The following is a 25,542-nucleotide window of genomic DNA, read 5'->3' as shown; positions in this document are numbered from 1 at the left end:
ATATCATGCCGCAATGATGATGAAAGAACACAACTTTTCATGTCCTCTGCTTTTTTTCTCTCTTTTTCAACAAAACTTTTCATTTTTTCTCATAATAGGACTGAATTCGGGTTGGATAAAACGGCAAAATTCGCTATGATAGTATAGAAAACGCAAACTTGAGAAAAAAGGGGGGATCGAATCCTTGAAAAAAACGCTTCTTTCCGTCTTGTTGGCGACTTGCCCGCTGTGGCCGTCGGCCGCCTTGGCCGCCGATGGAAGTCCGTCCTCATCCTCACCGACACTCATGGTCGCTGAGCATAACGCTTTGCTGAGGAGAGGAGCGACGGATTCCTATCAAATCGTCGAATCCATTTCCGCTGGCCAACAAGTAAAGGTCATCGACAAGTTCCAAAACGCTGCTGGCGAAACGTGGTATCGCATCGAATATAAGGGCATCACGGGCTGGGCGCGGGCAGACGACTTTTCTGAAGCGCATGTCTCTTCCGCCTTCCCTAACGTGATGTTCGCCAAGCAAGACTCGTTGCTGAGAAGAGGGGCAACCGATTCATATCGGTCCGTTGGTTCGATTCCCGCTGGCCAACAAGTGAAAGTCATAGACGAGTTTCAAAATGCCTATGGTGAAACGTGGTACCGCATCGAGTACGGAGGCGTCACCGGCTGGACGCGTGCGGACAGCTTTTCTAACCAACCGCCTTCCATGCTCGTCGGAAAGCGTGCGGTGATCGCCGCCAACGACATCGCGATGCGCAAGGGGGCATCCCCTTACTATCCGGTCGTCAAAACACTGTCTAACGGCGATGTCGTCTCCATCATTGCCGAGTTCACCAATTCGCTCGGGGAACAGTATGTGCGTGTGGAGTGGGCGGGAGTCAAAGGATGGGTGAAAACGGAACAGATCTACATACCCAAACAGCTTCCGACACTTTTGCCGACATTCATGAACGTTGTGCAGTCCTCCCCGGTTCGCCGCGGGGCGAGCGTCCATTACCGCGCCGTCGCCACAGTGTCACGCGGTCAATCTGTCAAAGTGATCGATTTGTTCGTCACAAATGGTCAGGAACTTTGGTACCGCGTTGATCTCGGACATGTCCGGGGATGGGTGTCGGAAAAAGTGTTGACGATGTCATCAACCATTTCGGTTCCAAGCGGTGTCTCGGATACGTCCAGCATCTCAGGCCAGCCGCTGACGGTCAGCGTGTCGGTCGCCAATGTGCGGCAAGCTCCATCTTTAAAAGCAAAAGTCGTCACCCAACTGAAAAAAGGAACCAAACTGAACAGCCTGTCAAGCGCCAAAGATGCGTCGGGAGCGCTTTGGTACAAAGTGTCCCTCAATGGAAAAACGCTCGGCTGGGTGCACGAGACGGTCGTAACCAAATCCTACCTTTCCCCACCAGCCAGCCAGGGGATGCAAAAGCAGGTGACAACCGCTAATGCGGCGCTGTTTGCCGAACCTTCGTTGAGCGCCGCCGTCATCGAGCGGATTGCGAAAAACCGAACGGTCACGGTTTTGAAGACGACAGAAGCATCTCCGTTCGACTGGGTGCAAGTCACCTCTGCATCGGGGAAAACGGGATGGATGCCGGTGTTTGAAGTAAAAGCCCCATCCTACGTATACGTCAAACAGGCGGGCACTCCGCTGCGCCGAGGTGCATCTTCGAACTATCAATCGTTGAAGGCGTTGGCAGCGAATGAGCGGCTTGCTGTCCTTTACGAATATCATGGATGGCTGAATGTCGAAACATCCAATGGCGTCCGCGGATGGGTGGAGGAATCAAGCACCTCTACCGTCGCCTTAAATAGTCTCGTTGAACCGACGTTTTCGACCATCAACGACAATGCCTATTTGACGTGGAAAAAAACGTCTAATTTCCGCGTCTCCTATTCGTTGTTGCCGGGCAATCGTCTGAAAATCACCGGCTCGTTTTCCTACGCTGAAGTCCCGTCGACCGATATTCCAGGCATACAAACCGTGGAATGGACCGGCAGCAGCCTGCTCATCACCTTTGAACCGGGGTACACGTTCACCCTTCGCCATTACAGCGACCGATTGGCGCTGAAAATTCTCGAGACCGGACTCAAGGGCAAAAAAATCATCATTGACGCAGGGCATGGGGCGCACGACACCGGGGCGATCGGCCCTGGCGGCACGCGGGAAAAAGATATTACTCTCGACACCGCCTTATTGCTAAAAGAAGAATTGGAGCGGGCCGGAGCGATCGTGAAATTGACGCGAAGCACCGACATCTTTTTGGAGCTGTCTGAACGGACATGGATCGCCAACAGTTCCGACTACGACGCCTTTATCAGCATTCACGCCGACTCGTACTCGCGGACATCTCGCGGAACGACAACGTACTACAACGTATCGAGCAACTTCAATGGGCCAAAAAGCGAGCAGTTGGCCGCCATCGTGCAAAAACATCTTGTCCAACAGCTCGGAACATATGACCGCGGCCATAAAACGCAAGACTTTTACGTCAACCGAAAAAACGAGCTGCCGAGCATTCTCGTTGAGCTCGCCTTCATCTCCAATCCAAATGAAGAGGCGCTGCTCAAAACGAAAGCGTTCCGCCAAAAAGCGGCCGTCGGCATTCGCGAAGGATTGGAAGAGTATTTCAGTCAATTCTAGTTTGTTCGTATTCGGAGAATAATAGCATGAGAAGGCCGATGATGCAACGGATATAAAGCTTTGGCAACGGTGTTTCTCAAGCTGGAGAAACATGGCAACATCGCGTTTTCATTCCTTGCGATTCCTCATGAACCAAGCGAATCCGTTGTGTTTCACCGGCCTTTTAGGAAAGCTATTATTCTCCTTTCTTTCCATATCCAAAAACGGGGGAGATGAACATGATGAAACGAAAAGCCAAATGGGCCGTTGCTGCCAGCCTGGCGGTCGGAATGACGGCAGGCGCCCTCTTGTTTACGCCATCGGCGATGAAAGCATCGGAAGAAGTCGTGTTAGCGAGCGTCGACTGGGTGACGTCCCAGCTCAACCCGATGAAAAACGACATTGCCAACCTGAAAGCACAACTGGCCGCCCAGCAACAACAAATTCAACAGCTTCAACAACAACTTGCCAGCAAACCCGCTTCGCCTTCTTTGCCTTCTGTCGTCTATGTAGCGAAAAACAATGCGGCCGTCCGCAGCGGAGCGTCAACGAGCTACCGCGTCATCACTTATAAACAGGCAGGGGCTTCACTGCAAGTCGTCGGGGCGCACCTTACTTCCCAAGGACTTTGGTACAACGTCGTCCTATCTTCATCGCTGAAAGGATGGATCCATTCAGGCGATGTCTCGACATCCGCTGTCAGCAGCGACAGCACCAAGCACGTCATCGCCACGGCCGCGGTCAATATTCGAAAAGGAGCGACGACTTCTTATCCGATTATTGCGACCGTTCCAAAAGGGACAGAGATGGTCTATATCCAGCCGTTTACCAACAGCAAAGGAGAGAAATGGTACAACGTGCAGCTGTCTGACGGGCGGCGGGGTTGGATGGCCGCTGAATTTGGTGAGGTGAAGTAGACGATGAAAAAACTAGCGTGGTTGGCTGTCGTCCTGTTTTGGCTCATCACCTCTCCTTCCGCCTCGAACGCCGCTGGGGTGAAAACGTACAACAATCCCGTGCAAGTCCTTTTATATAAAGGGGCATCGGTGACAGCCGCCGTCGAAGGAAACTATCAAATCGTCAATAAAGAGACGTTGACGATCACCCCGTTGCCAAGCGGGACAAATCTGACATTTCGGTCTTCCTCTTCGACCGTGTTTGTCACGTACAATGGAAAGACGGATTTTTCAAGCACCGGATTTACTATTCAAGAAACAATCGGCGCGGCGCCGTTGTCCCTTGTCAAGGTGAACCAAACGCGGTATCGGGGAAGCGTCGACATTCGCCTGCAAAACAGCGCCTTGTATGCTGTCAATATTTTAGATATGGAAGATTATTTAAAAGGAGTCGTGCCGAGCGAGATGCCTGCCTCTTGGCCGCTTGAGGCGCTGAAGGCGCAAGCCATTGCAGCCCGAAACTATGCCTATAAACATAAAACAAGTTTGACGACCAATCCAAACACACAGACGTATAAAGGATATGATGGAGAATCTCCCCGATCGAACGAGGCAGTGGATGCGACAAGAGGATTGTATCTTAAATATAATGGCAGTGTCATTGAAACGTATTACCACTCGACAAGCGGCGGCAGAACCGCCAACGTAAGCGACGTCTGGAACTCGTCGCAAACCGCCTACCCATATTTGGCGAGCGTCGATGACCCGTATGAATCATCGCCGTACAGCCGTTGGTCGTTCACCTTCTCCCCGTCTGTGCTGCTGCGTTCGTTCGGGCTCACCGATCCATCGGTTGTTTTATACGACGTCTCGATCGCCAAAACCGGCGCGAACGGGGAAGTGGGGGCCGTCACGATTGAAACCTCGGCCGGCGAAAAAACGGTGAAAGGCAATGAAACGACCATCCGCAAACTGTTCCCGCTAGACGGTAATCAATTTTACGGCATCTTGCCGTCCAACTGGTTCGACATTCAAGTGCAAAAAAGCGGTCCATCCGTGTCGATTCAAACGACGAACGGCAGCATCGCCGCCTCTTCCTTGTCATCTTATTCTGTCCAAACAGAGAACGGAACGGTTTCGCTCGCCGGCGTCGAAGGAATCAAAGTACAAACAACGGATGGCATCATGCCGCTTTCCGCCTCGCCGTCAGGGGTCAGCTCGATCACTGTCACTGGAAAAGGATGGGGGCACCGGATCGGCATGAGCCAATACGGAGCAAAAGCATTTGCCGAGCGTGGATGGACGGCGGAGCAAATTTTAGAACACTACTTCCCCGGTGCTGAAGTCTCGTTCTAGCGACAGAGTCCATGATGTCATACGGGATTTTGCTCTCCACCTCGGCATCACGCGGGAACAAAAAAGGGCGTCCTTCTTTGTGAGCGGAACGCCCTTTCTTCTTTTTCTATTTTTCTGTCCATCTGACGGATTCACGTTTTGTTTCATCGCCAAGGGCGTGAAGCAAATCGTCGACAATGCGAATCCATGAGTATTGCTCCACCGCCAACTTGCGCCCATTTTCCGCCATCTTTTCGTATTCCTCTCTCGGAAGGCAAAGCAGCTCGAGAACCGCGGCAGCGATCTGTTCAGGATTTTCTGGAGGAGCGATTTTTCCGCAATGGTATGTTTCTAAAATCTCTGCGCTCTCCCCTTCGCCGCAATACAGCACCGGGGTTCCGGTGGCGATCGCCGGGAAAATTTTCGACGGCCTTGCTCCTTTAAACAAATCGATATTGCGCAACGAAACGATGCTGTAATCGGTGATGGAGAAAATCGCTGGCATCTTCTCAACCGGAACGGATCCGTAAAACGTCACGTTGTCAAGGCCAAGCTCTTCTTTTAACGCCATCAACTTTTCTCGCTCTTGGCCGTCGCCGACAAACAGGAAATGCGCCCGTTCATCTTTTGCTTTGACGATGGCCGCCGCCCGCAATACCGAATCGAGCCCTTGGGCGTATCCCATCGTTCCGGCGTACGTAAACACCACTTTTCCTTCGAGCCCTAATTCCGCAAGCAACTCTTTGTTTTTCGGCAGCGGGCGAAACACATCCGTGTTGACGCCGTTCGGCAATAAAAAGACATCCTCGGGCGCCTTTCCTTGTTCAATCATATAATCGCGAATGCCTTCTGTCGCGGCAGCGATTTTCCAAGCCTTCCGGTATAAAAACAGCTCGAGCCATCTCGCCATTCGGATGAACAGCCGATTTTTCAAAATGCCGAGCTCAACGGCCGATTCCGGCCAAATGTCAGCGACGTTGAAAACAAACTTCGCCCGTTTCAACTTCGCGCCCACGTACCCGGTGATCCCTAAAAACAACGGCGGGGAATTGCAAATGATCACATCCGTCGGCTTCGCTTTCACAAGCAATGAATAAAACGAGCTGAACGTAAATGAAAAATACGAAGCGAGTCGCTTCCAAAAGCTCCCCTTTGGCGACGGATAAATCCATGTCCGATGAACGGGAATGCCGTCCCATTGTTCAAACAAATAAAACAGGCCGCGGTATGGCTCCGGGATGACGCCGTGCGGATGATGCGGGAATGCCGTGAGCACTTCCACTTGATGCCCCCGTTTGATCAGCTCTTTGCTCACCTCATACACACGAATTTGCGGTGCGCCCGTTTCCGGCGGGAAGTGTTGGCATAGGTAAATGATCCTCATCGTCCGCTCCACACCACTTTCCCCCAAAATCGCAAACAAACGTTCCATTTCGAGCGCCAAGAGGTGAGCGCAAACGAGGCGTGGAAAAAGGGCAACGCCCCCCTGGCATCGTTCCGCTGTCCTTGGATGTATAATCGTTGCCGCGAACCGACGGTCATCATGAGCTTGCCAACGGAAAGCCGCCGGCTTCGCGACTTAGCCTCCGCTTTCGGCAACAAACGAGCACCAACCGCGGCGGCTGATATGACGGCTTTGTTCCTCATCGACTCCCTCCACCGCCTTTCAACGTTTGTTCATACAATCGGATCATGCGCATCGCATTTTCCGTCCAATCGTAATGTTCATGAACATGGTTGACGCCGTTTTCCCCCATTCGTTGCCGCAGCCTCTCATCAAGCAACAGCCGTTCGAACGCCTCCGCTAGCTTTTCCGGACTGTTTTTCGGCACAATCAACCCCGTTGTTCCCTCACGGACGACTTCCGGCAATCCACCGACGTTGGAGACGACAACGGGAACGCCGCACGCCATCGCCTCGACGGCGGCAACGCCAAAACTTTCGCTGTCTTCAGTCGAAGGCACGGCGAAAATATCCATTTGATTGATGTACAGTGGCACTTGTTCGTTCGGAACTTTGCCGACAAACGTCGTCACGGATTGGATGCCGAGGCGGGCGCACAGCTCCTCGTATTCACTTCGCTGCGGCCCATCGCCGACGATCAACAGCTCCGTTTGTGGATGCCGCTCGTGCACAACGGCAAACGCTCGAATCAAATCAGCGATCCCGTACTTGTCCGAAAGAGCTTTCACTGTGCCGATCGTCACGGTCCGTTTCGGCTGTTTCGGCAATGGTTTGAAGCGGGCGACATCCACCCCAAACGGCGTCACCTCGATCGGTTTGTCCGTATACTTTCCGGTTTCTTTCGCCATCACATGACTTGTCGAACAAATGACATCCGCTCGCTGCAATGTATATTCAAGCATCCGTCGGTTCCAGCGATTGGCATTCGGAAACTGATACACGTCGCGTCCCCAGACGGAGACGTAAAACGGATGATACCCCGCAAGCGCCCCGATCAACCCGTAGCTGGAGGCATAATGGGCGTGCAAAATATCTGGTCGAAACGAAGCGAGCAGCCGCTTTAATGAAAAGACAGTGGAAAAATACGACAACTTCCCCGGCAGCCATTTCGGCAGCACGACTGTCTCGACTTCTTTCGCTTGCTCCGGCCCGTAATGGTCTTTAAACGTCACGACTTTCACATCGATGCCTTGCGTTTGGTAAAAGCGGGCCCACTTATGCGTATGGATCGATTTGCTTGGAGCCAATAAGGCGACTTTCATCGGAGGCCCCCCACCAACGTTTCTTTCACCTTTTCCACTCTCGCTTCCCATGAATGTTTCGCCATAAACGTCCGCGCAATGCGCAAGCGGCACTCCTCGAGCATGTCCGCCATCTTGGCGATCGCTTCTGCCATCGACGACGGGTTGTCGTCGCAAATGACGCCATACCCATCCGCTTCAATCAATCGCTTTTGCGCTGAGCAAGCGGTGGCGACAATCGGCAGGCCGCTCGACAGATAGTCGACCAGTTTGACGGGAACGGAAAAATCATTGTACTCGCTCCGCCGCCGCGGGATGAAGGCGAAATCCATCTCCGCATACAAACGGTCGAGCGCTTCGCCGCTGACGTGCTCGACGCGCACTTGCAAGGCGGCAAGCTCTTCTTTCACCGCAAGCGGCTGCCGCTCGTACTCGTCTTTTCGGCAGACGACGGTGAGCGAAACAAGCGGCTTGCGGCGGTTTGCCAAGCGAATCGCCTCAAGCAGGAGCAAAAGCCCATAGTCGGCATTGTTGATGCCGCCAACATAAATGGCATTCAGCGGCTGTTTCGCCGTCCCGAACCGCTGAAACGGCTTTTGCTTCCCACCCGGCGGCAAATCGACCATCGGGCGGCGGATCGCGACATATGTTCCCATTTCGAGGCTCGGCAAAAAGATGACATCGCAGTACCGCTCGTAAAACCGTTCTTCCCAACGGTACATCATTTGCATGGCCGCTTTTTTCCAACCGCGGAGCGGATACAAATCAGGAAACTTCCAATAGACGTCGCGGTAAAAGACGCCGATCGGAACGTTGCGGGCTTTCAAGTAGCGGAGAACGTCCCGGTCGACGAACGGACGTTGCGGCCGGTGTCCTGGGTCCGTGAGCCAAAGCGGAATCGTCTGGTTTTCCATATAGCAAAACCAGACATCATCGAGCTTGCCTTGGCTGCGGAGCTCTTGAAATTGCTTCTCCCGCTCGGCTGACGTGCCGGCGATCAGAAGAACGTCCACTCCCTCTTTCGCTCCCCAGCGCAAAAACGCCTGATGCATTTCATACGGCCGCAGCTTTGACCCGCTGTTTCGTTCCGCGGCGAGTGAAAACGGGTAATAAATCAATACGGTTTTCATCATTCATCCCTCATCAGTGATTCGCCTTTTCGTTGCAAACCATGCCCGTAAATCCCCCTGCACCCGCAGCCATAACGCCATTCCGCCAAACAACGCCACGAGCAGCACCCAGGTCGGATTGAACAAAAAATCGGTGAACCCACCGACGAGCGTGCGGGGGATGTTAATGGAAAAATAAACGAACAAACTTAAAAACAAAGGATTTTTTGGCAACCGTAGAAACCCAATGTACAACAGCTGCGTCACGACACCGACATACAGCGTGCCGATGACGATTCCAACGTAGCCAAAGTTCGCATACGCCTCAGCGACAAAGAGCGTATTGAGCACCCCTCCCGTTCCATCCTCGATCCGCTCCGGGAACACGTGCGCCATCACGAGGCGGGCGGAGCGGACATTCTCGACGTCAAACAACCCTGTTAAAATCGAGGGCAAGCTTTTTCCATAAAGAAATGGCAGCGCTTCGCCGAACAAATTCAAATGAAGAAACGTCGGCGCGATTTGCGCCAAAATCATGCGGCCGATCGGGCCTTTGTTGTAAGACAAAAAGGTCGCAACATCTTGCACCCCTTGAATGACGATGTACATGCCGACGAGCACCGCCGCCCCCACTCCCCCATACAACGCCAATTTCGCCGCCGACAGCCTTGTTTTTCCAATGTAGATGCGAATCAGCAAAAACATCATCACGTAAAAGAAAATCGGCGATTTGGCCAAATCATACACATTGACGAACACCGCCCCGACAAACAGACAGATAAACAGCAGCTTCCACCGCCACTCGTGCGTCAGCTCGGCAAACAAATAAGCGATAAACGACAAAAGCGGCGTGAGCGTAATGGCAAAAATATTGCGAACGAGCACGTTTCCGGCAAAATGGCGCGACGCCTCAATGCGCAACGCAGCCAAGCTCTCATCCGTCCCTGTCAAGAGCGCAAACACCGGAATCGTCGGCGTTTTCCAAATCATATACGCAATGGCGGCAAAACTGAGCAGCGACAGCGCCAAAAACGCATAAAACACTTGGCTGCCCGTCGCTCCAGCCAACGGAGAAAGCGGCTTTTGCAAATAGGCGCGAAACTCCTGCCTCGCTTCAAATCCACACAGCCTTGAAACGACCACCATCGACAGCGGGAACACGATCATGACAAAGCATACGACAGCAAATCCAATCTGCCGGTATTCCTCAGGCCGAAACAGCTTGCGAATCATGTAGTAATCGTCCATCCCCAAGGCGATCAGCAGCGCGCCGATGAAGCTTGACAGAAGGAACGAGTAATAGTACACAATCGACACGAGATTCGGCGCCGTCCATGCAAGCGTCCCCGCTGCATAGCGAAACATCAAGGTGGAGGCGACAAGAACAATCAACCCAATCAACACGTCCAACATGCCGACGCACCCTTATCGCTGTCCGATCGCCGCCACGATTTTCTCCGCCGCATGCCCATCGCCAAAGACGTCCGCATAAACAGGGGCGACTTCCTTGTGGACCGCCGCGACGATCTTCTCGCGGTCCGTGCCGGTTAAGATGTTCGCCCCGCCTTCGAGCGTTTCCACCCATTCGGTTTGTTCGCGCACCGTCACGCAAGGCACACGAAGGAAATACGCTTCCTTTTGTACGCCTCCTGAATCGGTGATGATTTTTTTCGCGCCGCTCTCTAACCGAAGCATGTCCAAATAACCGACCGGATCGATCAGCCGAAGCCCTGGAATCGCCGAAGCGTCCAAGCCGTACTCTTCAAGCTTATGCCGCGTCCGGGGATGAATCGGCCACACTTTCGTTCCGTCAATATCCCGAAAAGCAGCCAAAATGGCTTTCAATTTGTCGGGGTCATCGGTATTTTCCGCTCGGTGAATGGTGATCAAGTAGTAGGATTGTTCCGCCAGCGACAAATCAGCCAAAATCGTCGATTGGCGCTGTGCGAGCTCCTTGTTGTACAAAATGGCGTCATACATGACGTCGCCGACATTCCAGACGTTTCGCGTAATATTTTCTTTTCGTAAATTTTCCACGGCCGTCTCCGTTGGACAAAATAAGAGCTCGGAGACATGATCGGTCATGATGCGGTTGATTTCTTCCGGCATCTGCTTGTTGAAGCTGCGCAGTCCGGCTTCGACGTGGATGACGGGAATATGGAGCTTCGCTGCGACAAGAGCGCCCGCGAGCGTCGAGTTCGTATCGCCATAGACGAGCACATAATCCGGTTTTTCCTGCATGACAATTTCTTCAATTTTCATCAGCATTTCGCCCGTTTGCTTTCCATGGCTGCCTGAACCCACCCCAAGATAGTAGTCAGGCGTCGGAATGTTCAACTCCTCAAAAAAAATGGCCGACATATTCGGGTCATAGTGCTGCCCGGTATGGATCAGCACTTCGGTATATTGTTTTCGCAAGACGCGCGAGACGGGGGCAGCCTTGATAAACTGCGGTCTGGCGCCTAACACGGTGGCGATTTTCATCCGAAACACCTCCTAGATCAGATGAGCGGTTATCAAGTATTTTGCGCATTTTCATCCTCGATCGTGCGCACCGGACGGCGCAAATCACGATCAACCCGGCTGGCAAAGAGTGTGGCGGCAAACAGGCCCCAACCAGCGAGCACCCAGCCGTCAGCAAGCGGCGCCTGCTGAACGTAGACGATGACGATGAGGGCGAGCAATGTGCCGACCAAAACCAAAGCCATCTTTTTCCATGACACTGGCACAGGATACACTTGCTGGCTTTTGCGAAAAATGAAAGCCACAGCGACCATATACGTCATGAGGCTGGCCGCGACCGCCCCCCAGCTGAGCCAAAGCGGCACCAAAACGGCGTTCAACGCAAGATGAAGAAGCGCCGCTAGCGTGAACACCCGTGAAATATAGCCGGTTTCCTTTGTCAAAAACAAGCCGGTGGAAACAATCAGATAATAAAAGTTCAAAAACGTGACGGCCGATAAAAACGGGATATAGGACGCTGCATCGCGATATTCCGGTTTGAAAAAGGTTTCCACAAGCCACGGGCTCGCCGTGGCGATCAAAAGCAACCCAAACGCTCCAATGAGCAAAAGCGCCATATACACTTTCGCAAACAGCGCACGGCTTTCCGGCCGGTCTTTCATCGACATCGAATACGGACGCCACGCCATCTGCACGCCGCTCGTGATGAGCGTGATCACGGTCGCGAGACGCAAGGCAACCCCAAACACCCCGACTTCCTCCAACGACGCAAACCGTTGGATGAAAAACGTGCTGACGTTGGCGATCACCCAAAAGGCGAGCGAAGTCGGCACGAGCGGGGCGGCGTAGGCAAGCAGCTCCTTTAACACGTCAAAGCGCACGCGCCACACCATATACTTTACGGTCAAATGCAGCATCAACAAAAACACGAGCGCGCTGCTCACGAGCCGGCCGATGAGCAGCCCTTCCGGCGTCGCCGCGAACCACCGGAGCGCCGCATACGACAGCACAGCGACAAGCAGCATTTTCACGAGCGTCCAAATCACGACTTTTTTCGTCTGAAATTCAAACCGCAGCACCGTCGTCGCCATGACGAAAATCGTATCGAGCAGCAACGTCGCGATACTGATGTACAGCAAATCGACATAGCGAGGTTCTTGAAACAGCGCGCCTGCGATCCACGGACCGGCCAAAACGACAGCCAAAAATAAGATGGCGACGACAAACAGCCGGAAGTACATGACGTTGTGCACATACAAAAGGCGCTTCTCTTTGTCGTCCGTGTCGTAATAGTAAAAAGAGAGCGCCGAATCCGTACCGAAAATGACGAGAAATGTCAGCATCGACGTCCATTGGTCGATCAAGTAGACCGCCCCGTACTGCGCCTTTGACAAATAGCTTGTATAAATCGGCAGCATCAAAAAGGCAATCAGCTTCGTGCCGACGTTCATAAACGCGTAAAGGAGCGAATCCGCTCCTAAACGCTTGAATGCCGAGAACAATTTATAACAACTCCCGCTCGTCGACCATTTTGCTGAAGCGCGCCGGGAATCCTTTCACGACCGTCCTCGGTTCCGTATCTTTTGTGACGAGCGCCCCAGCGGCGACAAACGTCTCTTCCGCCACCGTCACGCCCGGCAGCAAAATCGCTCCGCCTCCGACGCGCGCCCCGCGCTTGACGGTCGCCCCTTTGATTTTGGCGAACCGTTCTTCCGTCCGCCCCATGTAGTTGTCATTGGTCGTCGTGACGCACGGGGCGATGAACACATGGTCTTCGAGCGTCGTGTAGGCCGTGATGTAGGAGTTTGACTGGATTTTCGTCCGATCGCCGATTTGGACGTGGTTTTCGACGCACACCCCGCGCCCGACGATCACATATTGGCCGATGTGCACGTTTTCGCGCACGCTCGCCAAATCAGCGATCAATGTGTAGGCGCCGATCGTCGCGCCTCGATAGATGACGGCGTTGGCGCCGATCGTGCAATGGTCGCCGATGACAAGCGGCGGCAGCTCGCCCGACAGCTTGACGGTGCTCGTTTTCGCCGGCTTCGGCGGTTTGCCGAGCACCGCTCCGTCGGCGATCGTCACGCCGTCGCCGATGACGGTTCCTTCGTGAATCGTGACGCGATGTCCGATTTTAACGTCGTTTCCGATTTTTACATTCGCCTCGATGACAGTGAAATGACCCATTTCGACACGTTCACCGCAAACAACAGAGGGATCGACAACGTTCATGGTTTCGTCTCCTTCGCTTACAATTTGACGTATTTGGCCGGTTTCGACACATCTTTCATAGCATTGCGTGTGTCAAACACGACCCGGCTGTGACGAGCGACCATTTCATAGTCGATGTTGGAATGATCCGTCGTAATCAAGACAAGATCTGACTGTGCAAGCAGTTCCGGCGTCAGCTCGACCGTCTCAATCACCCGGTTGCACGCCCGGAACGACGGAACATACGGGTCGACGACCGCAAATTCCGCTCCGTATTGCTCGAGCAGCTCGACGATTTTCAACACTGGCGATTCGCGCACATCATCAATGTCTTTTTTGTAGGCGACGCCGAGCACCGTCACTTTCGAACCGCGCAGCGCCTTGCCTTCTTCGTTTAAAATGAGCATCGCGCGGTTGACGACATATTCCGGCATGGCGTTGTTGATTTCTCCGGCCAGCTCGATCAAGCGCGTATGGTAGTTGTATTCGCGCGCCTTCCATGTCAAATAAAACGGGTCGATTGGAATGCAATGGCCGCCAAGCCCCGGCCCCGGATAAAACGCCATAAATCCGTACGGCTTCGTTTTCGCTGCATCGATGACTTCCCAGACATCAATGCCCATCCGTTCGCACAAAATGGCCATTTCGTTCGCTAACGCAATGTTGATATGGCGAAACGTGTTTTCAAAAATTTTCTCCATTTCCGCCACCGCCGGACTCGACACTTCATGGACATCGCCTTCAAGCACGGCGCGATACATCGCCGCTGCCACTTTCGTGCACGTCTTTGTCACGCCGCCGACGACTTTCGGCGTATTTTTCGTCTTAAACTGCTTGTTGCCCGGGTCAACCCGCTCCGGCGAATAGGCAACGAACACCGTTTCCCCGACGACGAGCCCCTTTTTCTCCAGCGCCGGTTTCACGATTTCTTCCGTCGTGCCTGGATAGGTGGTCGATTCCAAAACGACAAGCATCCCTTCATGGGCGTATTTGGCGACTTCGTTTGCCGAGTTTTCAACGTAGGACGTATCCGGCTGGTGATGCGCATCGAGCGGGGTCGGCACCGCGATCGCCACGGCATCGACTTCCGCGATCCGGGCGTAATCGGTCGTCGCCACAAGCCGCCCTTGTTTGACCATCTCATGCAAATCTTCATCGACGACATCGCCGATGTAGTTGATCCCATTGTTCACTTGATCGACGCGGCTTTGTTGGATGTCAAAGCCAATGACATGAAACCCTGCTTTTGCTTTTTCGACTGCCAGCGGCAGCCCGACGTAGCCAAGCCCGACCACGCCGATGACCGCGTCGCGTTTCTCAAACTTTTGCAACAGCCGTTCCGCGTAGTTCATTCCTCTCATTCCTTTCTACTCAGATAGTTGCACTCTTGTCCCCGTTTCCGCCGAACGCAAAATCGCTTCGATCAGCCGAACAGGAGCCAATCCGTCCCAACCAGTGACGATCGGCTCGCGGTTTTCGCGAATCGCTTGCACCATATCTTCAATGATCCATTGGTGCCCCGGCTTGCCAAACGGGTCGGCGTTGATCTCATCGATGAGCTTTGCCCGTTCTTCCTCGCTGACGCCTTCCGCTTCCCACGTTTCGATAAAGTTGGCCGTCCGGCCGCCGATTTTCACTGATGCCGTTTCGCCGAAAATGGCGATCGATTCCTCCAAGTTTTGCGGATAAATCGTCGTCGCTGCCTCAATGACGCCAAGCGCCCCGCTTTCAAACTCGACGACCGCCGCCGCGACATCTTCCGTCTCAATCTTGCGCAGACGGGTCGCCGCCATCGCTTGCACCGCCTTGACCGGCCCCATCAGCCAAAGCAGCAAATCCAAATTGTGAATGGCTTGATTCATCAGGACGCCGCCGTCAAACTCTTTCGTCCCCCGCCACGCCGCCTGGTCATAATAGGCTTGATTTCGATTCCAGCGCACCGTGGCGTTCGCATGGCTCAGTTTTCCGAATATCCCGCGCTCCATCGCCTCTTTCAGCTTCCGAATAGCCGGACGGAAGCGGTTCGGATGAACGACCGCGAGCTTCACGTCGTATTCTTTCGCCGCGCTGATCATCTCTTCGGCGTCGCTCACACGGAGCGCCATCGGCTTTTCCACAATGATATGACGGCGATAGCGGGCCGCCAGCTTGGCCAGCCGCGCGTGCAATCCAGACGGAACACAAATGTTGACGACATCGATCTGTTCGTTCTCCTTCAACATCGTCTCCATATCAGTGTAAACAGGAACGTCCGACACGTCGCGCAAACGTTCCGGATTCGTGTCGCACACGGCCGCCAGCTCGGCGCCGTCCGCCTTTTCAATGGCATCGATATGTTTTTTGGCGATATGCCCCATGCCGACAATGGCAAAACGGATCATGAAGAATAGTACCTCCTCGCGTCCAATATATACTTCCAAAGCACGAGCCAAACGACCGTCAAAAACAGGCCGAGGACAAGGCCGACGGCCATCAGCTGCCCCGTATACGTTTTCGATTTCGCCACCGTTTCCGACAACACGGCCGGTTTTTCGTAAAAGACAAGATTGCCGCGGATGCGATTGACGCGCTCCATCACTTCGGTCAAGTTGTTTTCCGACTCGACCAACAAGTCGCTGATGTCATTGAGCTGTTCTGGATTCAAGCGGCCCGACTGTATTTGTTCGCTATAATAATCGACTTTTTGCTGCAATGCGCGCTCCCGTTCTTCCAGCGCATGCAAGTATTTCGTGGTGACATCAATCCGCTCTTGCGAATGGCGCTTGAGCTCCTGGCTGTATTCCGACACAACAAGCTTCAATTCTCGACTCACGTCTTGTTCATCGTCGCCTTTGACAGTGATTTGCACGTACTGTTCCTCAGGAACGACGACATCCAAGTTTTTCACCTCAGGAAACTTCGCTTCTATATTTTTCGGATCCGTCAACTCTTTTACGTCAATCGATCCGGTAAACACGACAGCTTTCCCCGTATACTTCTCCCCCTGCAGCAAAAGCCGCCCTGCGATGACGGTCAACACGATCGTCGCAAGCGGAACGACAAGAAACCACCATTTTCGCTGCCAAAAAAAGCGCAAATATTCGTATAGCACAAACGGTCGTTTTTCCGCCGTCAATCCGGCCACCATCCCTTATCATAAAATAACAAAGTGTTGTGAACAAAACAAATGATCCAACGCCAAAGAAAACGCCATTGCTGTGCGCAAGTGACGTCTCCTTTGGCCGGTTGGACGATCAAGCGGAATGACGGTAAAATTCCGCAATTTTCTCCACGACGTACTGTTGCTGCTCCTCTTTCAGCTCTGGGAACATCGGCAGCGACAGCGCTTCTTTCGCCGCTTTTTCCGCCTCCGGCAGCTGCCCTTCCTTGTATCCGAGCGAAGCAAACACCGGTTGCAAATGCAGCGGCAGCGGATAGTACACCATCGTCGCGATCCCTTGTTCTTTCAAAAACGCTTGCAGCTCGTCTCGCTTCGGCGCTCGAATCGTGTATTGATGGAACACATGATAGCGCCCATCGACTTCTTTCGGCGTCACAACAAGGTCGCCGACCGCCTCCTCGAGCAGGCGCGTATACGTCGCCGCATGCTTGCGCCGCTGTTCCGTCCACCGATCCAGATGCGGGAATTTGACGCTTAAAATCGCCGCTTGCATCTCATCGAGGCGGCTGTTGTAGCCAAGTACATGATGGTAATATTTCGGCTTGCTGCCATGAACGCGGATGACCCGGCATTTTTCCGCCAGTTCGTCATCGTTCGTAATGATCATGCCGCCATCCCCGTAGGCGCCCAAGTTTTTCGTCGGGAAGAAACTGTACGTCGCCGCCGTCCCAAGCTCGCCGACGCATTTCCCGTTGTATTTCGCGCCGATCGCCTGGGCGGCGTCCTCGATGACAACCAATCCATGCCGCTTGGCAATCGCGGCGATCGCCTCCATATCCGCCATTTGCCCGTACAAATGCACCGGGATGATGGCTTTCGTTTTCTCCGTCACCGCCGCTTCAATTTGCGCCGGATCGATGTTGAACGTCACCGGATCGATATCGACAAACACCGGTTTGGCGCCGGCCCGCGCAATCGATCCTGCCGTCGCGAAAAAGGTGAACGCCGTTGTGATGACTTCATCGCCCGGCCCGACGCCGGCTGCTTGCAAAGCAATATGTATCGCATCGCTTCCGTTGCCGCAGCCGATTCCGTGTTTCGCCCGGCTGTAGGCAGCAATATCTGCTTCTAGCTTTTTGACATAATCTCCTAAAATAAAGCGAGAGGAGCGCATCACTTCATCCAATACGCGCATGATCTCCGGCTTCAATTGTTCATACTGTTCGCTTAAATCCAACATTGGCACGTTCATCGCAAGTTCCTCCAAATCCAAAAAATATGTAGAATAAACATGTTTAGTTTATCACATTTGCGTCAATATATAATGACAGTTTTGTGGCAATCTTGGCCTTGCCGCAAAAAAAATCAGCGAAGGAACGGCAGAAGCTGCATAAACAACGAAAAAGAAGGGTATAATTTTCCAAAGAAGGGCAATTCCTGAAAAAAGCCGTTTGTCCCTTTCATGACACAAACGGCCCATTTGCTATTTATCGGTCATTTCCGTATACTTTTCGGCTTCCCCGAAGCAGCTTGCGAATAAAGGTCATAAACGGCTTGTACTGATCATTGACCAAGCCGATCAGTTCAGCCAGCAGTTCCCCGAAGACGATCAAGGCAAAGACGATGAGAATGGACTGCCATAACGTCGAGGCGGAGAACAAAATCGCGCTGATGGCAAACATCAGGCCAAACGCATAAATGAGCAAGACCGTGTTGCGATGCGAAAAGCCGAGAGCCAGCAGTCGATGATGAAGATGCGACTTATCCGGCGCCGAGATCGGCCTTTTATTCACAATGCGGCGAATAATGGCAAATGTCGTATCGAAAATCGGCACGCCCAAAATGATCACCGGAACGACGAAGCTGAAGAGCGTCACGCTTTTGTAAAGCCCTAGCACCGACAGGACGGAAATGGCATAACCTAAAAACAACGCGCCGGTATCCCCCATGAAAATTTTCGCCGGGTGGAAGTTGTAAAACAAGAAAGCGATGACGCTGCCCAAGATGATCAAGCAGAGCGTGAAAATGAGCATTTTGCCCGCCATGCCCGCCATGACGGCAATGGCCGCAATTCCAATGGCGGAAATGCCTGCGGACAATCCGTCCAACCCGTCGATCAAGTTGATGGCGTTCGTAATCGCGATAATCCAAAATATGGTGATCGGGTAGCTCCACAGCCCCAACTCAAACGTGCCGACAAACGGGACAGTCAAAAGATCGACCTTCAGCCCGGAAGCGACAACGACGAACGCCGCCAGCAGCTGGCCGGCCAGCTTCACTTTTGGCGACAGCTCGTACAAATCGTCGAGCATCCCGACGAGCACGATGATGATGGCGCCGACCGTCATCCCCGTCACTTGCTCTTTATACACCCCGCCGACAAAATAGCCGACGGCGACACCGATAAAAATGGCCAATCCGCCAAGCCTTGGCATGACTTTTGTATGCACTTTTCTTCCGTTCGGCCGATCGACCGCCCCAATTTTGATGGCGAGCTTGATCACGAACGGGGTGATGACCAATACTGTAATAAACGAAGCCAAACATGCGGCAAATGCTTCCATATTCATGTGCAATCACCTTGGCCTTATAAAATCGCGGAAACACACATCATCTTTATGTTACCATATACGATGAGTAAATCAATCTTTTTTTACACCCCTTTTTTGTCCCCAAGGATGGAAAATTTCTTTTTCCCTTGCCGCGAGAAGCTCGAGCGCCAATCCGGCGAACGATTCCACATTTTACATCCTCCCTCCACAGGAAACATCTTGTGCTATAATTAGGTTTTAGAGCACTTGGTGTGAATCATGCCTGTCTAGGAGAGGAATGGACATATGTTTGCAAAAGTAAAGCAACTATTTGACGAAAGCGCGCGAGAAGTGCAGCGTCTTGCCAAGCTGGCGGCGCAAATCAATGAATGGGAACCAACCATTTCTTCGCTGAGCGATGAACAACTGCGCCAAAAAACGGTTGTCTTCAAAGAACGGCTCGAACGCGGCGAGACGCTCGATGACATAAAAACCGAGGCGTTTGCCGTCGTCCGGGAGGCGGCGCGGCGCGTGCTCGGTCTGCGCCATTACGACGTGCAACTGATGGGCGGATTGGCGATGCATGAAGGAAACATCGCCGAAATGCAGACCGGGGAAGGAAAGACGTTGGCGGCCACTTTGCCAAGCTACTTGCACGCCCTCCTTGGAAAAGGCGTCCACATTATTACGGCCAACGAATATTTGGCGCGCCGGGACTGCGAACAAATGGGCCGTGTGTTCCGCTTTCTCGGCTTAACCGTCGGCCTGAATGTGTCGCAAATGACGGCCAGCGAGAAAAAAGAAGCGTACGCGGCCGACATCACGTACGGCACCGGCACCGAGTTCGGCTTTGATTATTTGCGCGACAACATGGTGTACCGCCTCGAAGATAAAGTGCAGCGCCCGCTGTATTACGCCATCATCGATGAAATCGACAGCATTTTAATCGACGAAGCGCGCACCCCGCTCATCATCGCCAATAAATCGGGAATCGGAGCCGAATTGTTCCCGATTATGGCACGCATCGTCCGCACCTTCGAAGAAGGAAAAGAGTATGAACGGTCTCCGGAGACGAAACAAATTTTCCTCACCGAAGAAGGGGCGCAAAAAATCGAGCGGGCGTTTGGCATCGATAACCTATACGACTGGGAGCATCACGTGCTGCTCCATCATGCGATGCAGTCGCTGCGCGCTTGGTTTATCATGCGGCGGGATGTCGATTACATCGTCAAAAACGGCAAAGTGATGATCGTTGACCCGTTCACCGGCCGGGTGATGGAAGGACGCTCGTTCAGCGACGGCCTGCATCAAGCGATTGAAGCGAAAGAAGGTGTGGAAATCACCGAAGAAAACGACATCCAAGCAACGATTACGATCCAAAACTATTTTCGCATGTATGAGAAGCTGGCCGGGATGACCGGCAGCGCTACGCCGTCGAAAGAAGAATTTTGGCAAACGTACCGGCTGCGCGTTATTACGATTCCGACAAACCGGCCATCCCGACGCACCGACTGGGACGACCTCGTCTACCAGACGTACGAGGCGAAAGTACGGAAAATTATCGACGAAGTGAAAAAAATGAATGCCATCGGCCGCCCTGTTCTCATCGGCACGACATCGGTCGCTCAGTCGGAACGGTTGTCAGCAGCGTTTTCGAAAGCAGGCATCCCTCACCACCTGCTCAATGCCAAAACGGAGGAAGAAGAGGCGCGCATCATCGCGACCGCCGGGCAAAAAGGGCAAGTGATGATCGCCACCAATATGGCCGGGCGCGGGACCGATATTTTGCTTGGGGAAGGCGTCAAGGAACTTGGCGGGCTGCACATCATTGGCACAGAGCGCCATGAAAGCCATCGCATTGATATGCAGCTGCGCGGCCGGGCAGGACGCCAAGGGGATCCGGGGTCTTCCCAGTTTATCATTTCGCTCGACGACGATTTATTCCGCTTGTATGATCAAGATGAATTGAAAAAATGGAAAAGCAAAGTCGAGACGGATGAAACCGGGCGCATCGTGTCGCCCGACCCGATCAAGTTCGTCCAAAAAGTGCAAACAACGATCGAAAACGCCCATTATTCGGCGCGATTGCATTTATTGAAATTGGACACCGTGATCGACCAACAAAGCAAAGTCATCTACCATATGCGCGATCGCGTCTTGGCGCTGAAGCAAGCAGAGGTGCTGTCCGAGCTCCTTCGGCACATCCATCGCCATATCACGCAAACGATCGACCGTTATTGTCCGGAAAACGTCTTTTTTGAAGAGTGGAACATCGAAGGACTGCACAACGAGCTGCGCCGTGCCTTTTTCCGGTTTGCCTATCCGATTGATGATCTTCGCCATAAGCAAAAAGAAGAAATCGCCCAGCTTGTTTGGGACGAATACAAATCGCTTGAAGCGGCGCTCGCCGATCTTCCGTGCGACGAAGAACAAACCATGCGGCTTAAGCATTTGATGGTTGAAACAATCGACGCCCACTGGATTCGCCACTTAAATCAACTGAATTTATTAAAAGAGGGGATTCATTTGCGCAGCTACGGCCAAGAGGATCCGTACCGCGCCTTTGAAATGGACGCCTACCGCGAATTCGTCGCGCTGCAGCAAGCGATCGACGCCGGCATTTGCACGACAGCCATGAACTATTTGAAAAGCCAGTTTGTCATCGATGACGAAGCGGCCGCCGCCGCGAACAAACCATAACCGCGGCGCAGCACGCCGCCTCGTAAAGGAGGTTCCCTATGATTTTCCGACGAAAACAACGCACGCAACCGGAAGCCGAGCTGCCGGCGCAACATGTCAAACAGCCGGAGGTCGGAACGAAAACGACGCTGTCGTTTCATCCGGACTGGCAGCTGTCTCCGGAAGAAACGTACGTCTATCGCTTTTACCACGAACAGCTGCCGCCGCTTCAGCCAAACCAAATTTCCATTTCCGGCGTCAAGCTGGTCGAATACAACGATGGGTTTGTCGCTGTCGCCATTTTGCGCAACACGCTGCCGAAGCCGGTTCGCTTTGAACGAATCCGCCTGTTGCTACTTGACGAGGATGGCACGGCGATCGCCCGCAAAGAGTTTGATATGAGCCCTTTCGGCGAACTGCCGCCGATGACGGCCCGCCCGTGGCGGTTTTTGTTCGCCGCCGAGGACAAGCTCGTCGATCAGTTGCCTGCAGATGGATGGAAGATCGCCTTTGAACTGACACCGCGGCATCGGCTCGACCTAGAGGAAAGCTGGGAGCAGACGCTGTCGGCCAAGCAGCGCCAACATCTGCAAGCCCTCGTTGACTCGGTTCCGCCTCCCGCTCCCGGAGAGGTGAACTTCATGGGCATTGAAGCGAAACAGCTGCCTTCCGGTGAACTAGGCGTCACGTTGCTCATTCGCAACGGCAGCGACAAACATATCCATTTTGAACAAATCCCGCTTGAAGTGCGGGATTATGCTGGCGATATCGTCGCCCGCGGATTATTTCCCTGCCATCTGGAAGTGAAAGCTCACACCAGCAAACCATGGACGTTCCTCTTCCCACCGGAATTGCTGCACAAAGCAGAACCGGATTGGACGTCCTGGAAGGTGACAATCCCATCCTCCCCGGCACAGAGCGAAAAGCAAGAAACGCAATCAAGCGAAACGTAATCGGCAAAAAGCTGGCCCCCATGGTCGCCAAACGACCGATGGAGGCCAGCTTTCTTTGCATCGTTCCGTTCAAAACGACCGCGCTCCCGCTGTCGGCCGCGCCTTAGTCGAAGCAGCCGAACTTTGCACCATCAAGAGCAGACGGCTATCCAACGCATCTCGATGGGAGAGCCTTATTTCGTAGAAGCAGCGGTTTGAATCTCCATGTAAGCGCCTTTTTTCATCGCCACACCGTCTTTGCTTTTTAACACCGGCGGAATGACCAACAAATAGCTCTGCCCTTTGGCCAGCTTCGCTGCCGGTTTGATCAAAAGCTCCGTCCCCCGGCGGATTTGCGCCGTCACCGCTACTTCCTGTCCACCTAATTGATACAATTTTACTCCGCTTACCGCGGTATTGGCGAGCGGACGAGAGAAACGGACGACAAACGTCTTATCGACCGGCGCATTGCGCAGCTTGCCGAGCGACTGATACCCTTTCAGCTGCCCAATAAGCAAATCGCGGTGAGCGGCATACAGCTCTTTTCCAACGACCGTCGGCACATCCGGCTTCACCCCAACGTTATGAATCGGCGTCCCTTTTGGCGAGAAAAAGTGGGCGACGGTCAACTTCAACATGCTGCCGTCCGACAGCTCAAACATTTCCTGCATCGATCCTTTGCCAAACGTCCGTTGCCCATACAAAACGGCCGCCTTTTGCTCCTTCACCGCCGCCGCCAACATTTCCGACGCACTCGCGCTCGACGCGTTGACAAGCAGCCGGATCGGTCCCGTCATTTGCACCGGCTGTTTGACAGCGGCATACACTTCTGGGTGATTCGAACGGTCGCGCAACTGAAACGCCTGTTTCACATTCGGGAAAAAGCCGGCGATTTTCTGCGCCGTTTCCACATATCCCCCCGGATTGTCGCGGAGGTCAAAAATCCACCCTTTCACCCCGCTTAACGAGCGGATGGCGCGTTCGATCTCACCGGGCGCTGTCTCATCAAAACTATATAGCTGAATATAGCCGATATTCCCTGCCAGCCGTTTGAACTCAACGTTCGGCCAGTCGATTTTTTCCCGCTTGATGGTGACGCTGACGGTTTCCTCGGTCGACGGCCGCCAAACGGTTACGGCCACCGTCGTTCCTTCTTCCCCTGCGATCAGGCTCAATACTTTTTCCATTGTCTCATTCGTTACCGGCTGCCCGTCAACCGCCCGAATCACATCGCCCGGCTGCAGTCCGGCGCGGGCGGCTGGCCCATTGTCCAAGACAGACATGATGTGGACGCCGTCCTCATCTTCCTCAACCATCACGCCGATGCCGACAGACTCCATATCAATCCACTTCAAAAATTCCTCGTATTCTTCCTTTGTCATATAGGCAGAATACGGGTCAAGCTGTTTGACAATATCTTGCGGGGTGCTGGCTTTCAGCACTCGATCGCTTACGGGTTCAACATAATACTGACGAACCAACTCCCTCACTTCTTCGAGCACCTTCGTTGACGCCGGAGCCGCCGCCTCCGCCGGCGGACTCCAAACCGAAAATGAAGCCGCAAGCAACATAAGAGCCGCCGCCCATCGCTGAATCACATTCATATCCGTCTCTCCTCTCCCGACATGCGCCGGTTTATTCGATATCGACATCTAAGACAACCGGCGCTTTAAAATCATCGATATACACCGCCAGCTGCTTGCGCGTCGCCGCATCCACCACATTTGGCAGCCATCGGTCGCAAAGCGACAGCAGCCGCTCCGCCCGCGCGATATCCCCTTCATCATACGCATCAAGCAGCTTGTCCATGGCTTTCATAATATTGATGGCATAATACGCGCGCTGCTTGACAGCCAAAGCCGGGCGTTGAAACCATCCTTCCATCTTTTCGCGAAGCGCCGCTCCCGGAACACGGCCGATGAGAATCGCCGTTTTGCGAATTTGGTATTGCAACAGGGCATAGGAATCGTACACGACATCCACATCCCCCGTCCGCAGCGCCCGGTCGACGTTGGCCGTCAAGGCGCGCAATCGCTCCCCGCTTTCGACAGCGCTGATATAGGCAGAAGCCTTTTTGATTGTCTGTTCTCCGGCCGCGATCCGTTTTTCCAACTGCGCCCTTGCCGTTTGCGGACGCACGCGCGCCACTTCTTTTTTTGCCGCCTCATAATCGCTTTTGACTTGGTTGAAGAGACGGTACGGCTTGGACCATTGATTGGCTTTCATCGCCCGCTCAAGCTGGGCGGCATGCTGCTCAAGCCGCTCCACATTCGGGAACGAGGCCGCTTCCGCCTGAACAGTCAACAGCGAAAACGACAACCAAAACACCGCCAGCCATCCGATGATGGAAAATGCTTTTCTCCGTTTTCTCCTCACACTTTCACCTGCTATCTATGAAAATAGTAAACATGTATTTCAATTTTACTGGAAAAGACACAAAATGAAAATATGTTCTGAAAAAAATCGAACTTAAGCCCTTCAAAGCATAAAATAAGGCCGACTCTTCAGCCACCTTTTTGACTGTCAGAGCCAGCCTTGATCAACTAAAGTCCGGCCAATGGGTTTGCTGTTTGTCGCCGTCGATTTTGCTCAGCGTCCGGTAGCGAAACGGAATCACGTCCTGCTCGGGCTTGCCAAGAAACTCTTTCGCCCATTCGAACGGAATCAAATCGAACTGTTCCTTGTTTTCGGCGATGAAATAGACGCCGACGACTCTTCCTTGTTGATGGAGGTCAATCGTCAAAAAAGCCGGGTAATACGTGCCGTCTTGCGCCCGCAGCACCGCTTTGGCCGTCACCCGGCCGTCTCCTTCGTCTTCCACATCCGGATTGGCGATTCGCTCCAACACTTTGATCGCCCATCCTTGTTTTTTATATCCTCCGACCAGCTTCGGCGGGTTTTTCCGCAACTGCTCCAACAACGTTTGTTCGTCCATCGTCAAGCTTTTGCCTCCCTTGCGGTTTGCCT

At 53.4% G+C, this 25,542-nt stretch carries 21 protein-coding genes; 5 read left to right on the top strand and 16 right to left on the bottom strand.

The window, feature by feature from the left end; translation table 11 throughout:
• Positions 1–184 precede the first annotated feature (184 nt).
• From JCR24_RS06585 to JCR24_RS06575, 3 genes are all read left to right on the top strand, one after another.
• Entirely contained in the window at positions 185–2,632 is a 2,448-nt protein-coding gene (locus tag JCR24_RS06585) for an SH3 domain-containing protein (RefSeq protein ID WP_068895390.1), read from the top strand.
• Between the two features lie 218 nt (positions 2,633–2,850).
• Complete coding sequence (locus JCR24_RS06580; protein WP_013146448.1) at positions 2,851–3,528, top strand: SH3 domain-containing protein; 678 nt, start codon at positions 2,851–2,853, stop codon at positions 3,526–3,528.
• 3 nt (positions 3,529–3,531) lie between these two features.
• Complete coding sequence (locus JCR24_RS06575) at positions 3,532–4,863, top strand: SpoIID/LytB domain-containing protein (protein ID WP_238980342.1); 1,332 nt, start codon at positions 3,532–3,534, stop codon at positions 4,861–4,863.
• Positions 4,864–4,969: 106 nt separating this feature from the next.
• Here the strand turns inward: JCR24_RS06575 and JCR24_RS06570 are convergent, their stop codons facing one another.
• From JCR24_RS06570 to JCR24_RS06510, 13 genes are all read right to left on the bottom strand, one after another.
• Complete coding sequence (locus JCR24_RS06570; protein ID WP_238980341.1) at positions 4,970–6,226, bottom strand: glycosyltransferase family 4 protein; 1,257 nt, start codon at positions 6,224–6,226, stop codon at positions 4,970–4,972.
• Positions 6,223–6,489 (bottom strand): hypothetical protein, encoded by a 267-nt coding sequence (locus JCR24_RS06565; protein ID WP_081130762.1) that lies wholly within the window; start codon positions 6,487–6,489, stop codon positions 6,223–6,225. The genes JCR24_RS06570 and JCR24_RS06565 overlap by 4 nt, the downstream gene beginning before the upstream one ends.
• A complete protein-coding gene (locus JCR24_RS06560) occupies positions 6,486–7,568 on the bottom strand; it encodes a glycosyltransferase (protein ID WP_081130761.1) in 1,083 nt (360 codons plus the stop codon). The genes JCR24_RS06565 and JCR24_RS06560 overlap by 4 nt, the downstream gene beginning before the upstream one ends.
• Entirely contained in the window at positions 7,565–8,680 is a 1,116-nt protein-coding gene (locus JCR24_RS06555) for a glycosyltransferase (protein ID WP_033026341.1), read from the bottom strand. Before JCR24_RS06555 ends, JCR24_RS06560 begins: the two co-directional genes overlap by 4 nt.
• On the bottom strand, positions 8,681–10,069 hold the full coding sequence (locus JCR24_RS06550; RefSeq protein ID WP_238980340.1) for an O-antigen polymerase: 1,389 nt from the start codon (positions 10,067–10,069) through the stop codon (positions 8,681–8,683).
• A gap of 12 nt (positions 10,070–10,081) precedes the next feature.
• Complete coding sequence (gene wecB, locus JCR24_RS06545; RefSeq protein WP_025950142.1) at positions 10,082–11,140, bottom strand: non-hydrolyzing UDP-N-acetylglucosamine 2-epimerase; 1,059 nt, start codon at positions 11,138–11,140, stop codon at positions 10,082–10,084.
• A gap of 32 nt (positions 11,141–11,172) precedes the next feature.
• Positions 11,173–12,621, bottom strand: coding sequence for a lipopolysaccharide biosynthesis protein (locus JCR24_RS06540; protein ID WP_238980339.1), 1,449 nt, complete (start codon positions 12,619–12,621; stop codon positions 11,173–11,175).
• 1 nt (position 12,622) lies between these two features.
• Positions 12,623–13,354: an N-acetyltransferase gene (locus JCR24_RS06535; RefSeq protein WP_011232634.1), complete on the bottom strand. Its 732-nt coding sequence runs from the start codon at positions 13,352–13,354 to the stop codon at positions 12,623–12,625.
• Positions 13,355–13,371: 17 nt separating this feature from the next.
• Positions 13,372–14,685, bottom strand: a complete 1,314-nt coding sequence (locus tag JCR24_RS06530) for a nucleotide sugar dehydrogenase (RefSeq protein ID WP_020278880.1) — start codon at positions 14,683–14,685, stop codon at positions 13,372–13,374.
• A 15-nt stretch (positions 14,686–14,700) separates the two neighbouring features.
• Positions 14,701–15,714 (bottom strand): Gfo/Idh/MocA family protein, encoded by a 1,014-nt coding sequence (locus tag JCR24_RS06525; protein WP_238980338.1) that lies wholly within the window; start codon positions 15,712–15,714, stop codon positions 14,701–14,703.
• Entirely contained in the window at positions 15,711–16,448 is a 738-nt protein-coding gene (locus JCR24_RS06520) for a GumC domain-containing protein (protein WP_053915081.1), read from the bottom strand. Before JCR24_RS06520 ends, JCR24_RS06525 begins: the two co-directional genes overlap by 4 nt.
• Before the next feature lie 118 nt (positions 16,449–16,566).
• Entirely contained in the window at positions 16,567–17,685 is a 1,119-nt protein-coding gene (locus tag JCR24_RS06515; RefSeq protein ID WP_021321960.1) for a DegT/DnrJ/EryC1/StrS family aminotransferase, read from the bottom strand.
• 235 nt (positions 17,686–17,920) lie between these two features.
• Positions 17,921–19,003: a glycosyltransferase family 4 protein gene (locus JCR24_RS06510; protein ID WP_020278877.1), complete on the bottom strand. Its 1,083-nt coding sequence runs from the start codon at positions 19,001–19,003 to the stop codon at positions 17,921–17,923.
• Positions 19,004–19,270: 267 nt separating this feature from the next.
• Here JCR24_RS06510 and secA2 point away from each other — a divergent pair, with 267 nt between their 5' ends.
• Together secA2 and JCR24_RS06500 are read left to right on the top strand one after the other, a co-directional pair.
• A complete protein-coding gene (secA2, locus tag JCR24_RS06505) occupies positions 19,271–21,664 on the top strand; it encodes an accessory Sec system translocase SecA2 (protein ID WP_047758303.1) in 2,394 nt (797 codons plus the stop codon).
• Between the two features lie 38 nt (positions 21,665–21,702).
• Positions 21,703–22,596, top strand: coding sequence for an accessory Sec system S-layer assembly protein (locus JCR24_RS06500; protein WP_238980337.1), 894 nt, complete (start codon positions 21,703–21,705; stop codon positions 22,594–22,596).
• A 173-nt stretch (positions 22,597–22,769) separates the two neighbouring features.
• Here JCR24_RS06500 and JCR24_RS06495 read toward each other — a convergent pair whose 3' ends face one another.
• The 3 genes from JCR24_RS06495 to JCR24_RS06485 all read right to left on the bottom strand — a co-directional run bounded on the left by JCR24_RS06495 (position 22,770) and on the right by JCR24_RS06485 (position 25,516).
• Complete coding sequence (locus JCR24_RS06495; RefSeq protein WP_238980336.1) at positions 22,770–24,179, bottom strand: S41 family peptidase; 1,410 nt, start codon at positions 24,177–24,179, stop codon at positions 22,770–22,772.
• A gap of 31 nt (positions 24,180–24,210) precedes the next feature.
• On the bottom strand, positions 24,211–24,951 hold the full coding sequence (locus JCR24_RS06490) for a hypothetical protein (protein WP_238980335.1): 741 nt from the start codon (positions 24,949–24,951) through the stop codon (positions 24,211–24,213).
• 163 nt (positions 24,952–25,114) lie between these two features.
• A complete protein-coding gene (locus JCR24_RS06485; RefSeq protein ID WP_131872578.1) occupies positions 25,115–25,516 on the bottom strand; it encodes a hypothetical protein in 402 nt (133 codons plus the stop codon).
• Between the last annotated feature and the right edge of the window lie 26 nt (positions 25,517–25,542).

The organism is Geobacillus sp. YHL, assembly GCF_022341265.1.
GTDB lineage: Bacteria > Bacillota > Bacilli > Bacillales > Anoxybacillaceae > Geobacillus > Geobacillus thermoleovorans.
This window is presented reverse-complemented; position numbering and strand designations above follow the sequence as displayed.